This is a genomic window from Peribacillus sp. SIMBA_075, assembly GCF_046534585.1.
On the sequence record NZ_JAWRYN010000030.1, the window covers coordinates 1 to 13,511 of the forward strand.

The window sequence follows — 13,511 nt, forward strand, 5'->3', positions numbered from 1 at the left end:
ATGTAACAAAGTGTTATATTTAGATGAAAAAATCAGTCTAATAAAACTGGTTTTTTCTTTTGTTATATTTTATACATCATTAGTCTACATAACACTCTCTTTTTCATTTACTCCACTAACTATTCCTTCTTGAACACACTTAATCTACCCATTTTTATTGGGCTATTCTGCCCTGATAATTTATTTATAACAAAATAAAAAGGACCCTTGGTCCCTGTGAACTGTGCCCTTCAAAATGGACAGTCTTAAAAAAACACCTATAAATTAAGCAGCAAATAGTTGACTCCCGTATTGTAAGGGTTTGAGGTTATCGCTCCCTTTGCCCCTCGCTCACACCGTAGGTGCCTTTCATCGCATACGGCGTTCCAACTAATCCAATTCGATTTAATCATCAACAATTCTGATATCGTAATATCTTCCGTGTCTCAACGCTTCCGTTTCAATAAGTCGGCGCCTCCCGTGGGAGGCAATTTTAAAAGTTATTATCTCTTCCATATATGGTGGGGTATGCGGACCTTGGAAACTTACTACTTGAACTGTAACGATAAAATAGATCAAGGTTCTTTTCGTCTTGTTTTATTTCGAATATTTTCTCATTACCTCTAAACCAATCTGCCCCTATTACCAAGCTAATTGGTTCCAGGACAGAAATGGCGGATTTGAACGTTAAACACAAGTTTAAATTATTTCTCTACTGCAGGTGCTTCTAGCTGTGGGCGCAGTGTTATTAACGCTTATTTTTAAGTTAAATAGTAAGGCAAAACATAAAAAGGGCACTTCCTCGAACAAGAAAGCACCTACATGTTATATAAAGCTATTGGACTTTAATTATACCATGGGTTTCCTTTAAATAGGAGGGAATTATGATTAATTAAAAAAAGTAGTTATTTGTTTGAAGATATTATGACATTAGAAAAAGACTTGGGTAGTTGATAAACATCGCTTAGACATCAAGTTCACCACATATTTCTGTTTACTCCTTATTCTTTAGCTAAACTCAAAATTAACCTACCCTTTAGCTCCAAAAGAAAAAGAGCTGCCAAATGAAGTGAACCCAAAAAGTTAGACACTTTATTTACTTAGGCAGCCTTGAGGGCATGAACCCGGTAATCTACCGGGCTCAGCCTTTTAATTTCACCTTGATTCGTTGATGATTGTAATAAATGAATGTAGCTAATCAAGTAAACCAGCATTAATCAAGCTTTGAACAAGACCTTCGCTCGCGGAAACAATGATATCACCCTTGAATTCTCTATTCAGCTCTCTTACTTTTCGAGATGACATCAGAGTTAAGCTGAGAAATGGTATCATCGTAGTCCGCAGTGAATTTCCGTATCTTATTCATGGCATCCAAATCTCCCTCTTGTAAGGCCAAATAAAATCCTATAACCACTACTGGAATCGCGACCATTAGTAAAAATCCGGCATTTGTTCAAAATAGAAATTTTGTCAAGATTGATCTTATTGCTCTTAACATACTCTTTAATTATTTTAAGATTCTGAACGGCTATTTCTTCAGATTTTTTTCCTGAAGTACTCCCCTGCTTGAATGATGACAATAAAAATAAATGTGATAACAATAGAGGTAACGATATTACTAGGCATCCTTTTCCCTCCTCATATAAATCATCATTTTTTACTGTGGATTCACTGTTTAAGATAGCAGTTTGAGTAACGCTTTTACAATTTTTTCTTTATCTACTTCAGGATTCCTACTGGAATTGGGAATCTCATGTATAGTCAATTGAATGTCAAATTGATTTGCTAAACCTAGGAGAAGATCACTCACTTTTTACAATTTTTCACTGACTTCAGGGCCTGATTAAGCCCACTTATTGTGTAAGTAGTAGTTTGTTTAAGTTCTAAGTTGTTCTTCTCCTCAAATTCTAAGGCTAGGTGTTTCTGAAAGAGGGAGTTTTATCATTAGGATTAGGACCTAATACATTTTTAGCTAAATTGTCTTGATGATCTACCCCCTCGGGGAATTCTGCAGGAGGTTCAAAAAGAAAAAGATAAATCATCATCGATTTAGTCCGAGTACTTATCTCCCTTTGGTTAATGAAGTCACTGCAAAACTACTCTAATTTAATTTAGTATCATCAAAAAACTGTCCAATTTATGTAAATTGGACAGTCTTACGGATAATAGAATGAAATTTTACTATCCTTCGAGAGGGGAAATGTTTATTTAGCTGCACCAGCTTTATTTATCACTTCCTTCGCTACCTGCAATGCGGATTCATAATCTGCGTGATCCGTGACTTCCGGTACATATTCCACATACTTAATGGTTCCTTCTTGATTTATTACAAATACTGCCCTGCATTCCAATCGTTGTTCTTTCATATACGTTCCATATGCAGAACCAAATGACAAATCAAAGTGATCAGAGAGAATGGTTATAGCTTCGACATTACTTTCTTTACACCATCTTGCTTGAGCAAAGGGAAGGTCTGCGCTGATAGCCAACACCGCTACATCATCACCCATTTTGCTTGCTTCTTCATTTAAGAGCCTTGTTTGTAAGTCACATACACCAGTATCAAGCGAAGGAACAGTCGTGATGATGCATGTCTTATTTTTATAGTCTGTTAAATGTGCTTTACGGCGGTCATTTGTTAATAGTGTGAAGTCAGGGGCCATATCCCCTACTCTTAGTTCAGGACCAATCAAGGTCACTGGATTCCCGCCTAAAGTCACTACACCTGTACGCTCATGTGCCAAATTGAACCCTCCAACTCTCTTACTGATTTATTAGCTTCCTCGGTAGGTGCTATATCCTCCCGGAGCAACAAGCAGAGGAACATGATAATGTTCTTCATTACTTCTTATTCCAAAACGAAGTGGGACCTTATTTAAAAATGGCCTTATATTGGGATCATTCGCACCATCATTGAAATATTCCCCGACATAAAAGACAAGCTCATACTCACCTGGTTTGAGATCATCCCCTTGAAGAAGCGGATCATCCACTCGCCCATCTTTGTTTGTACAGACCTCTTTTATGAAAGAATGGTCTCCCTGTTCTGCTATGGCCCAAAGTTCTATCTTCATCCCTTTTGCCGGCAGACCTTTAGAGAGGTCTAAAACATGTGTGGTCAGCTTACTGTCCATTATCGGGAAGCCCCTACCGTTGAATCAGCTGCCTTTTTTTGATTAACGTCTTCTTGTGTAACGACAAAGCCTTGGAAGCCAAACGGAGGACGTGGTTCCTGATAAACACTTCCTTCTGAATTCGGAATGGTTTCCACAACGGTTTCCCAGGTACGATTATTGGTTTTAAATTGAACATTCGCCAGCTGAGGGAAACGTTCCAGAATCCTAATACCAATATGATAAATGAGCTGCTGAATCGAACGGTTATTCAGTTCATGGAACACTGTGTTTGCAATATCACAAATTTGTTCTGCTGCTACATATTTTTCTGGATCCGCTCCAGTGCAATCCTCCCAGCGGCTATATTCCCAATCGAAATCCAAGTAGATAAATAGTGGACGATCCTGAGCTTCTGGCAGTGTGGTGTATTCATCTTGAATAAATCCATAAAAAGAGCTTCCTTTAACCTTGATTAAATGGACATCAACTATTCCACTTGAATGCTTAACGATTTTGCTTCCGGTAGGTGTCCTTTTCACTTCGATTGTAGTGGTAGCCCTTTCATTTCTGGAACATCGATAGACAACATCACTATTTTCATGTCCTTTCCCTTTTGGAACGAGTACATGATCGAAGGGAACTTCAGTTGCTGTCAGTTCCACTGCATCTATGTGGCTATACTTATCAAGGAAAACTTCACATATGAACTTTAAAAATCCTTCCGCCGTATTTCCTTGATAATTGGCCGCCTGGCGATGAATGATGTTTTTCATGGAATCCGTTGCAACCACCAAGCTATTATCTCCTTCCGTAAAAGAAGATAAAAAAGCTTCCCCTTTTAGAGAAATCTGGCAATTGAATCCAAAAATAGTATTATCTCTTTCTGTGAAACTTGATTCCGGTATTTTCCTCAAACCTGTAAGAGGCTGCACAAAAGTCCTATATACAAATACATCCCCTTTACCGTAATACATCGTTCTGTTTTCATTTTGAGCTGTCATATTACTCCTCCTCCTAGTTTATAAAATCAGATAACCTGTGGCTGGCAATTAAGTGGATTTGCTTGATGGCTTCCTTAAGTTCATTTGCCTGATCCAAACCAATCCTTCTTTTCATCTCTGCCTTTATCACCGTTTTATCGCTGCCACGGACAGCAAATATGAACGGAAATCCAAACTTTTCTTTATACTGATTATTTAACGCATGAAATTCTTCATATTCATCCGGAGAAAGCGAATTCAAACCGGCTGCGGATTGTTCTTTAACTGATGCTTCAGCCATATCAATCCGGGCTGCTAAGTCCGGGTGGGACTTGATTAATTGGAGCTGTTCCGATAATGAGGCATTCTGTACAACTATTTCCATTTTCTGTTTTAGGTCCTCTACGGAAATGAATGGCTTGTACTCCCATGAACGCTCTGCTATCCATGGAGAATGTTCATATACCCAACCTAACTTTTGGATGAATTCCGCCTTGTTCAACTCATTAATGCTATTAAGGTCAGATATCAATACGGGCCCTCCCTTCTTCCGACTATTTTTATAATTCAAAACATTCTTAACTTAATTGAATTATATACGTACGTTTATTTATAGGTCATTAGCTGAAAAAGCTAATATTTTTCCAACCCCATTGTGCTTACCGCACTCACCGTTTAAAGAACAGGCCATCCTAATAGCTTAGGTTCTATTGCCAATATTCAAAAAATTAGTTAAATTAGAGAAAAAAGGCACAGCGAAGGGGACCTATCATGCATTTAACGATGACTGATGCATTAAAATTACCACAGATCAAACAATGCCAAGTGGCAGCTGGCATGCAGGGACTTAATAGAGAAATAGAATCCATCAATAGCTTTGATGCTCCTGATGTGCTTTCCTGGTTGAAGCCAAATGAATTGATTCTAACAACCGGATACTTATTTCAAGATAATCCGCAACAATTAGACCAATTCGTAATCGAATTGGCAAAAATGAATTGTTCAGGATTGTTCATCAAACTGGAAGAAATTCCGCAAACCACCATCAGCATTGCCAATATGGCCAATTTGCCTATTCTCAAAATCCCCCCTGAGTTTTCGCTATCAGATATCATGTCTCCCCTGCTTCGTGAAATAGTGACGAGACAGAATGAACAAAAAGGGCAAAGTTATAGCATGGAGGATATTTCCCGAGTTGGTGCCGAAAATTTAAGTTACGGGATTTTAGGAATGACGGAGGACAAATCCAGCTTCCAACAAATTACTGGGGGCTTCATATGTACGGTTTTACCTTTAACGCTGCAATGGAATGAAAGGAATGATTCCATTACTTATAAACAGCTTATCAAGACAATTGAAACATTAGCCGAGCAATATAAAATCGATAAGCTCATAAAGAATATCAAGGGCAGTCTAGTTATCATTTATCTGGATACCATCCCACTAGGGAACACCCGCTTTTATTCACAAGTCATCCAGATAAGCCAACAAATTATCTCTACTTTATCCACATACCTGCCAATGGAACTTACACTGGGAGTCGGTAACTATCATACAGGTATTAATAACCTGGCCAATAGCTTACAGGAAGCTTTACAATCTATTGATTTGGGAAAACGATTGAACCCAGGAAAGGAAGTTTACAGCTACAAAGAATTAATAACATTTAAAATTTTGCAATATGCTCCAAAAAATGTGCTCATGGATATTGTTACAGGTAATTTAGCACCGCTTAAGGACCATGACGATGAAACCCAGTCTGATCTGATCAAAACCTTGGAGGCATATTTGCAATGCAATCTTCGACCTGCTGAAACGGCCAGACTAATGGGGGTACACCGAAACACTATCCATTTTCGAATTAAAAGCATAAAAAAACTATTAGGAATAGAATTAAGCAATGATGATCTGTTCACTTTAAAACTTGCCCTATATGCCAAACGTCTGCTGGATAATCGATAAGAAATGGCCCATACAAATGAAAAACTGCCAGGGATCCTTCATTCCCTGGCAGTTTTTCATGGGCAGTAACACTTGATTCCCGATTCCTTCAAATCATGCTTCCTTTACCAAGTCATGTAATAATAACTTCGCAGCTTTTATACTAAACTGCAATTTAAAAGCAATATCCCTCGATTTTAAATCAACTCCTAATAAGTCTTCAATTCTAGACAAACGGAACTTTACAGTATTTCGATGCACAAACAAAGCCCGTGCCGCATCTTCTATTCTCCCTCTTGAAAATAGATAGGTTTCCAGCGTTTTTAACAACTCCCCCTCATTTTCCCTATCATATACAATAATCGGCTGAATCATGGATAGCACGTATTGAGTTATGGCATCCTTAGGGATTTGGTTTATTAGATCTTCAACTTCAACGCTTGCGTAATCATTGATATTAGTCGGGTTAAGCCTCGAGCCCAGTTGAATGGCCTTTTTAGCTTCAATAAACCCTTCTTTCATATTGTAGATTCCTTTTTTTGCCTTGCTTAACCCCATGGATAGTGAAGTGCCAGGATTATCTTTGGATATAAGACCTTCTAAAAGGATGGCAATTCTTTGAGCCTGCATAAGCAGGTGTTCATCAGTCACCATCCCTTTCCCTTGCAGGATAATCAATTGACCATCGAAGTCGATATTCCAATACTTGAAATCTTCCCTTTCCGTTTGGCTTAATTTCTCCAACATTCTGCCAATTGGAAAGAATGAATCCCCTTCTTCTTTCGTTCCGTTTATTAAGAGCAGAATAAATGGCCTATCGGGATTAAAGCCAAATCCCTGTAATTGGGGGATAAAAGATGAACTCCTATTTTCACCATTCAAAAGAGAATGAAAAACTTCAACACTTCCTTTTCCATTGTTTTTCACTTTCTCCTTATTAACAAGTTCATATGTAAAGCTGAATAATAAGTCGGATAAAGGCATTTCATAAGGAATCTCCAGCAGTGGGAAATTGTACTTGTTCGCTTCTTCCACCATTCCAGGAGGAATCGTAGAAAGAAACCGCTTAATCTTGATAGCTAATCCAGCACTTCCTCTTTTCGACAATTCCCTAACAAGATTGATTTGAGCATTCAGGTCATCCTTAAACACATAACCGGTTGTCAGCAGGAGTTCCCCTCGTTTAATCCATGATATATCCGGATGATCCATTATACTTACTGAATTGATTACTCGAGTTAACCCTTGACTTCCTCCAATAACTTCCACTTGGTTTAGGGCAGGAAGTTTCAAAGCTTTTTCAATCGTTAAATACATATTTCTCCCCCTATTCTTCTTAATTATATACAGATTGAACTAGAATGAATATTCATATTTTTCCAAAAAATAGTCTTGATTTAGCATTATGGCGGTGATAATATAAAAATACACCGATTTTGTAAATAGCGTTTCTTAATAAGCAACAGAAAAACCGTCCATAAGGAAGTATTTACAAAATCACAAGGAGGCGATTTCGTTACATTCATATAATTGGAAAGTCGTGACTAATTAAAAGGGGGCAAACATGGAAAAATTGAGCAAACTAAACACGTTATTGTTAGGTTTACAGCATGTTTGTGTAATGTATGGAGGAGCGGTAGCTGTTCCACTAATCGTCGGTCCTGCAATCGGGTTGACACCAGAACAGGTCATATACCTGATCTCGTTTGATTTACTCGCCTGTGGGATAGTCACCTTGCTTCAAGTTATTGGCGGTAAAGGATTTGGTATTAGATTACCGGCCTTAATGGCTGTTTCTTTTATCGTGGTTGAGCCAGTAATAGCTATAGGATCAGTCCATAGTATAACCGGGGTTTTAGGCGCAGTTATGGTATCTGGAATAATTGTTGCTGCTTTATCAGGAGTTATTGGTAAATTGATACCCTTTTTCCCACCAATTGTTGCAGGGTCCGTCATTTTAATTATAGGCGTCTCATTAATGCCAGTTGCCATGATAAATGCAGCGGGTGGAAGCGGTTCCCCCACCTTTGGAGATCCCATGAATCTAATGCTGGCTGGTTTTACACTACTGTGTTTCCTTTTGTTGAACACACTTACTAAAGGTTTCTTGAAAGCGGTTTCAATTCTTTTAGCCATGGTTCTTGGCACTTTATTGGCTGGTTTTCTAGGTATGGTCGATACCTCTGGCTTTACAGAGGCCAGCTGGTTTACAATGGTGACTCCTTTCTATTTTGGGGTACCCACCTTCGACTTTTCATCTATCATCACTATGACAATCATATCTTTAATCATTGCTGTTGAAAGCATAGGCGTCTTTTTGACACTCGGGGAAGTATGCGGGAAGGAAATAACCGAAAAAGATGTGGAAAAGGGGCTTCGTGCAGAAGGAATAGGGAGCTTCATAAGTGGTATCTTCAACTCTTTTAACCATTCTACCTTCTCACAAAATGTGGGCTTGGTCCTGCTGACAAAGGTAACTCAGCGCTCGGTAGTAGTCACGGCAGGTTGTATTTTAATCACTCTAGCTTTTGTGCCTAAGGTTGCCGGTCTTACGACGATGATCCCTTTACCCGTTCTGGGTGGGGCTATGATACCAATGTTTGGAATGCTTCTATCTGCAGCTTTGGGGATGGTAGCCAAAGCTGATTTAAGCAAACCTTCCAATCAATTGACGATTGCACTTGGAATAGGAGTCGGCCTAGCGATCAAGGGGGTCCCAGAAGCATTCGATAAATTCCCGGAAACAGTCCAATTAATATGTGGAAATGGAGTAGTGATGGGTACAATAACTCTAGTTGTGTTAAATGCCATCCTGAATGGAAAATCAAATCCATCTATTACACACCATTCCATACCCGATATTCAACCAAGTATGAGCCAGAATATTAATATACACCCTTAGAAAGTAGCGGACAAGGCAATTCTCTAAGGGTGTATAGTTGGCTAGGTTGCCCAACACTTTTAATTATAACCTTATTTAGATAATTTTCAAACAAATAATCCAAGCACCTTGCAACAGCCTATTTAATAGGTAAGCAAGGTGCTTTTTTTACTCAATTTCAGGGCAAAATCTGATTGCTTTTCGACTTGTTTCATTTGAAAAGAGAGTGATATAACCCTCCAAAATTCAGAAAACCATTCCCGAACTTCTCGAGAAAAATGTGGACCTTTTTTGAGTATATATTCAAGGGGTCCCTTAATTTTTTTTATAAAGGCTGATTTAGTAAAGATTGTTGCTTCAGGGGTGTCATTGACAAATTTATTGCATAAAATTGAAACTTGGGGTGGTTCTGGAGAGCTTTAAGCCTAACTTGTTTAGCTTAGAGGGGGCAGTAGGGGTAGGTCCTGCAAATGTATCATCTCCAATAATTTTGTTTTTCGTACCCTTTAGGAATTGTTCACATAAATGTGATCCATAACCCCTGCAGCACCAGTGACAAGTATTTTAGTAAGCGCAATTCTCAAATATTCTTGATGGTTATACAGTTATTTTTTCCAAACTTCAAGTATTTCAGATCCTACTCGATCCCATTCATATAAGGTAAGGGCAAGTTCTCTGCCTCGTTCGCCCATTTTTTTCATTAGTAATCTGTTTGATAGAATTTCTGTAATCTTCTCTGTAAAACATCCAGGATCTTCTGGATTCTCTACTATAAGCCCATTCTCTTTTTTCAGCTCCCATTTGACCAGCCATAATCTCGGGTGCACTAATCCCCAATATATGTGTTAAAAAAATTTTCTATTATTAAATCGATAACGAGTTGTATAAAACAAACCAGTCCACGTTGCGATAATACCAAATATAGTAGCAATTTAAAAAAGATCCGGTTCGCGGAAGGGGGGTAAAGGGAAAGCAGTAGTACTGCCACTCCATCAGAAATATAGCCTAATCCTTTCCGTTATAGCAATTGCTGAGATAATTGTTTAAGACTCAGTAGCAAGCGTTCAGCATTTTTCAAATAGGCAAAGCCGGGTTCATTGCTGAATCCGGCTTTGCCTATTTCTACTATTTATCGAAAATTGCATTAGATAGAAGACGGAACAAGTAATCCGGGTGGTCACGGAAACCTGCTTCTAACCCAATAAGAGTTACATCTTTATTCTGTTCTTTTACGATTACGGCTTGGCCCTTGGCGGTTATGTTATTTTTCCAGTGACCAGCTACGAAGAAATTATCTGAATCTGCAAGGGTCGCGACGACTTCATCATTAGCCGTACCCGTGAACCATGTTGGACGATAGACAAAGCCGATATCATCCTCTCCATACCCTGCTGTGTGAAAACAAACTCAAAAAAATAAGGAGAAGTCATCATCCATTATAGGTTATTAATTTCTACAAAAAACTAATTGTGGACTAACCCTATAGTCGCTTCTCTCTCCTTTTTAACGCAATGAATCATAACTTGAACAGTAGATATTAATTTTAAGATAAAAAAGTTACCAGCTTGGCAAAAAAATAAGTATAAGAATGTAATAGATTGGATAAACTAATAAAAAAGGAGTGGGAGATTATGGAGACTAAAATTAAAGAAGGAACAAAAGAAATGTGGAGCGAAATTAATGAATGTATAACTCGGAAAATTAATGAAAAACATGATTTATCTTTTCAAAAGAAGAGCAATGATAATTATATGAATCTATATATCCAAACAGCAGTATTACACACCTTATTTGAACTATCAGATGAGTTCAGGAAAATCGAACGAAAATATAACCGATTGTGATGCTCGAAAGGTCATGCACTAAAAAATTCAACTTAATGGTGGATTAGGATTACTCTTTAAGGGAGCCTTTTAATCCTAATCCACGTTTTTTCTTTCCAGCTTTATTACTTCATCATTACCGCTGCCGACAATTTGACTAACATCAACTGTACCATTTGTTTCCCTTCCCTATAAATCCTTCTTTTCATTCCAACTATAATCCATTTTTCAATCTTACATTAAAATAAAAGAAAAGATTATTCGTCAACCAAGACAGTATACTTAAGCTTAAAACACCTGACAAAACCCTACCTTTTCCTATTAACCACTGGTGGGGTTTCTACATCTACGGCAACCGGGAGGTCCCTCTTTTGCAATCATGCCGGAAAAAATGGGTTCAATGTGCAAAGTAGTTTTTTAATGGAAGATTTTCAAGGGAGTTACGCTGTGTCTAAAACTATTATTTGTTGTTTTATAAATCACTAAAATCTTGTATATTTAATATAACTTACTGATTATTGAATCGAATGATCAGTAACAGCTTGGAATAGCTTTATAATTAACTAAAATCATTGAATGTAAATATTTTTGAAAGAGAGCTGAAAGCCGATGTTGTGGTCACCGCTATTCGAAAATGATGTACCTGCAGTTATTCTTCCTTAACGGTAGAAAATTGCATCTCCGTTAAGGACTGGGAATATTTAGTTAAAACGGAGGGTACAAAATGAAAAACACTATATTAGGTTCTTTATATTTATCACTCGCTGCTAGCATTTGGGGCGGGATGTATGTTGTGGTAAAAGTTGTGGTAGACGTTGTTCCACCACTTGAATTAGTATTATTACGATATGTAATTGCGATTTTAGCATTGCTAACTATTGGTTTCATAACAAAACAATCTTGGCGGATTGAAAAACGGGACTGGCTTTTGGTTTTCATTATAGGACTTGTTGGAAACACAATATCTATCGTAACCCAGGAAGTCGGTACGCTACTATCTACTGCACAAATGGGAGCCATCATTACTTCAACAACACCTGCATTTATGGTGATATTTGCACGTATCGTTTTAAAAGAAAAGATTACTTTTAAAAAATCAATTTCTGTTATTTTAGCGACGATCGGTGTCGGTATCATTGTCGGAAATGCCCATATCGGCTCATCTCACCAACTTGGGGGCGTATCACTGCTTTTTGCTGCATTAACCTGGGCACTCATGTCTGTTCTAATTAAACGTGTACCTGGGCAATATTCACAAATCGTTATAACGACATATGCTGTGCTTGTGGCAATTGTCTTTTTAACACCTATTACGATTAGTCGATTAGATGAGCTTGATTTTCAAGCAATCATGCATCCATCCATATGGGGCGGCCTTTTATACTTGGGCGTTATTTCCACAGCATGTGCCTTTTTACTGTGGAATCGCGGACTGCAAATGCTTACCGCATCAAGTGGTGGATTATTTTTCTTTTTACAACCTATAGTGGGAACTTTTTTAGGTTGGTTAATACTAGGTGAACAAATCGGCTTGTCTTTTTGGATAGGTACAATATTAATTTTTATTGGTGTGTTATTAGTCATTCGGGAAGAATAACATCATTAAATAGTTGATTGGTGTTATATATTAAAATGTCCCCTATAGAGCAGTCACTTTAAAAAAGGCTGCCAATTGATATTATCCCCTTAAAGTAGACAGTGTAAAAAGTCCATGAAAAAACATGGATGTTACACTATTACTTGGAGGGGATTTTAATTATGGCTAAAAAAGGGGATAAATTTCAAACTTATTCAAAGAATTCAAGATTCAGGTTGTCCTAAATTATTAAATAATGAGGGTAGCCTAGTCTTTTTTTAAGCTATCTACTAGAAGGGGGTAAGTCCATACTGCTTGTAAAAGTTTAGGATATTGCTAACTGGCTTATATTCCCCTATTATTGTGATATTCTATAGAGGGAGGTATTTTATGACAAAAAATACGTATGTTTTTAAAGTGTTTTTGGTTTTGGTGTTTCCCGTATTTACCTTTATTTATTTATTTATTTATTTATGCGGCAGTTTCGGAATGATCCCCGCAGCTTTAGGGGGCTTGATTTTCCTTATTGCCTTAAGCACTCTTTTATTTTCACGAAAATAAAACAACGGTAGTCATTTAAAAACAACCGTTGTTTCTTTTATATTTTATAGACTCCCTTCTTTAACGTCGGTGCCTTCGAAAGCCAATCCCAATTTCTTTCGGTACACATTACTTGATTTTTCGTAATCGGAAAACCATCTTCAGCATACTGGATCGCCGGCTCTAGAACTTCACTAGCATAAGTGTTCCACATTCTTTCAATATCTCACCACAACCATCTACCATCCCAGGAACTGTAAGTGCGCTTCTTACCCCGCGAAAAGGGATCTTCTTTTCTCCTCTATATGCTCCAAGATTGACATTTCTTCAGAAGCGTCCGCTTCCATTATTAGTACGAGTTTTTCCGTCCTTCTTTTCATATATAAGCCAGAAAGTATCTCCACCAAGCCCGGTCATATGCGGATAAACTACATCCAAACATACACTCGCTGCCACTGCCGCATTATAAGTCCCCCCTTTTTAAGGAATTTTAATTCCTGCTATCGATGCAAGAGGGCTTTCCACCTTTCTTTTCGTCCCTATTATCGATTGGGTCATGCATTTACTCTTTTTATTTATTTTATGGAAAGTTTATGACAATTGTATTAATCTTGTTTCTTTTTATTACGTAATTCAAATTTTAGTTTCCAAGACAAAAAGTGCGTTTTTTTAAAT

Annotated in this window: 12 protein-coding genes and 2 pseudogenes; 4 read left to right on the top strand and 10 right to left on the bottom strand. The window is 37.7% G+C overall.

The genetic code is table 11. The annotated features are described in order from the left end of the window. Positions 1-384: 384 nt before the first annotated feature. From SB775_RS18880 to uraD, 6 genes are all read right to left on the bottom strand, one after another. Positions 385-558: a DUF3888 domain-containing protein gene (locus tag SB775_RS18880; RefSeq protein ID WP_410862745.1), complete on the bottom strand. Its 174-nt coding sequence runs from the start codon at positions 556-558 to the stop codon at positions 385-387. A gap of 694 nt (positions 559-1,252) precedes the next feature. Beyond that, complete coding sequence (locus SB775_RS18885; protein ID WP_410862747.1) at positions 1,253-1,411, bottom strand: hypothetical protein; 159 nt, start codon at positions 1,409-1,411, stop codon at positions 1,253-1,255. 772 nt (positions 1,412-2,183) lie between these two features. Beyond that, on the bottom strand, positions 2,184-2,723 hold the full coding sequence (gene tpx, locus SB775_RS18890) for a thiol peroxidase (RefSeq protein ID WP_410862749.1): 540 nt from the start codon (positions 2,721-2,723) through the stop codon (positions 2,184-2,186). Between the two features lie 30 nt (positions 2,724-2,753). Next, positions 2,754-3,113, bottom strand: coding sequence for a hydroxyisourate hydrolase (gene uraH, locus SB775_RS18895; protein ID WP_034304629.1), 360 nt, complete (start codon positions 3,111-3,113; stop codon positions 2,754-2,756). Continuing rightward, on the bottom strand, positions 3,113-4,096 hold the full coding sequence (gene pucL / locus SB775_RS18900; protein ID WP_410862751.1) for a factor-independent urate hydroxylase: 984 nt from the start codon (positions 4,094-4,096) through the stop codon (positions 3,113-3,115). The genes uraH and pucL overlap by 1 nt, the downstream gene beginning before the upstream one ends. 13 nt (positions 4,097-4,109) lie before the next feature. Next, on the bottom strand, positions 4,110-4,607 hold the full coding sequence (gene uraD / locus SB775_RS18905) for a 2-oxo-4-hydroxy-4-carboxy-5-ureidoimidazoline decarboxylase (RefSeq protein WP_249598987.1): 498 nt from the start codon (positions 4,605-4,607) through the stop codon (positions 4,110-4,112). Positions 4,608-4,846: 239 nt separating this feature from the next. Between uraD and SB775_RS18910 the strand changes: the two genes are divergently transcribed. Then, entirely contained in the window at positions 4,847-6,037 is a 1,191-nt protein-coding gene (locus tag SB775_RS18910) for a PucR family transcriptional regulator (protein WP_410862753.1), read from the top strand. Positions 6,038-6,130: 93 nt separating this feature from the next. Here SB775_RS18910 and SB775_RS18915 read toward each other — a convergent pair whose 3' ends face one another. Continuing rightward, on the bottom strand, positions 6,131-7,333 hold the full coding sequence (locus tag SB775_RS18915; protein WP_410862755.1) for a PucR family transcriptional regulator: 1,203 nt from the start codon (positions 7,331-7,333) through the stop codon (positions 6,131-6,133). Positions 7,334-7,580: 247 nt separating this feature from the next. Here SB775_RS18915 and SB775_RS18920 point away from each other — a divergent pair, with 247 nt between their 5' ends. Beyond that, a complete protein-coding gene (locus SB775_RS18920) occupies positions 7,581-8,918 on the top strand; it encodes a nucleobase:cation symporter-2 family protein (protein WP_410862757.1) in 1,338 nt (445 codons plus the stop codon). 587 nt (positions 8,919-9,505) lie between these two features. Here the strand turns inward: SB775_RS18920 and SB775_RS18925 are convergent. Next, a pseudogene (locus tag SB775_RS18925) lies at positions 9,506-9,682 on the bottom strand (glycosyltransferase); the annotation flags it as partial. An 846-nt stretch (positions 9,683-10,528) separates the two neighbouring features. On the opposite strand from SB775_RS18925, the gene SB775_RS18930 reads away from it, so the two are divergent. Further along, positions 10,529-10,741 (top strand): hypothetical protein, encoded by a 213-nt coding sequence (locus tag SB775_RS18930; RefSeq protein ID WP_061461893.1) that lies wholly within the window; start codon positions 10,529-10,531, stop codon positions 10,739-10,741. Between the two features lie 703 nt (positions 10,742-11,444). Further along, on the top strand, positions 11,445-12,317 hold the full coding sequence (locus tag SB775_RS18935) for a DMT family transporter (RefSeq protein ID WP_410862759.1): 873 nt from the start codon (positions 11,445-11,447) through the stop codon (positions 12,315-12,317). A 577-nt stretch (positions 12,318-12,894) separates the two neighbouring features. On the opposite strand, the gene SB775_RS18940 is transcribed toward SB775_RS18935, so the two are convergent. Then, complete coding sequence (locus SB775_RS18940; RefSeq protein WP_410862760.1) at positions 12,895-13,050, bottom strand: hypothetical protein; 156 nt, start codon at positions 13,048-13,050, stop codon at positions 12,895-12,897. A 113-nt stretch (positions 13,051-13,163) separates the two neighbouring features. Then, positions 13,164-13,295 (bottom strand): annotated as a pseudogene (locus SB775_RS18945) (gamma-glutamyltransferase); the annotation flags it as partial. Positions 13,296-13,511: the final 216 nt, after the last annotated feature.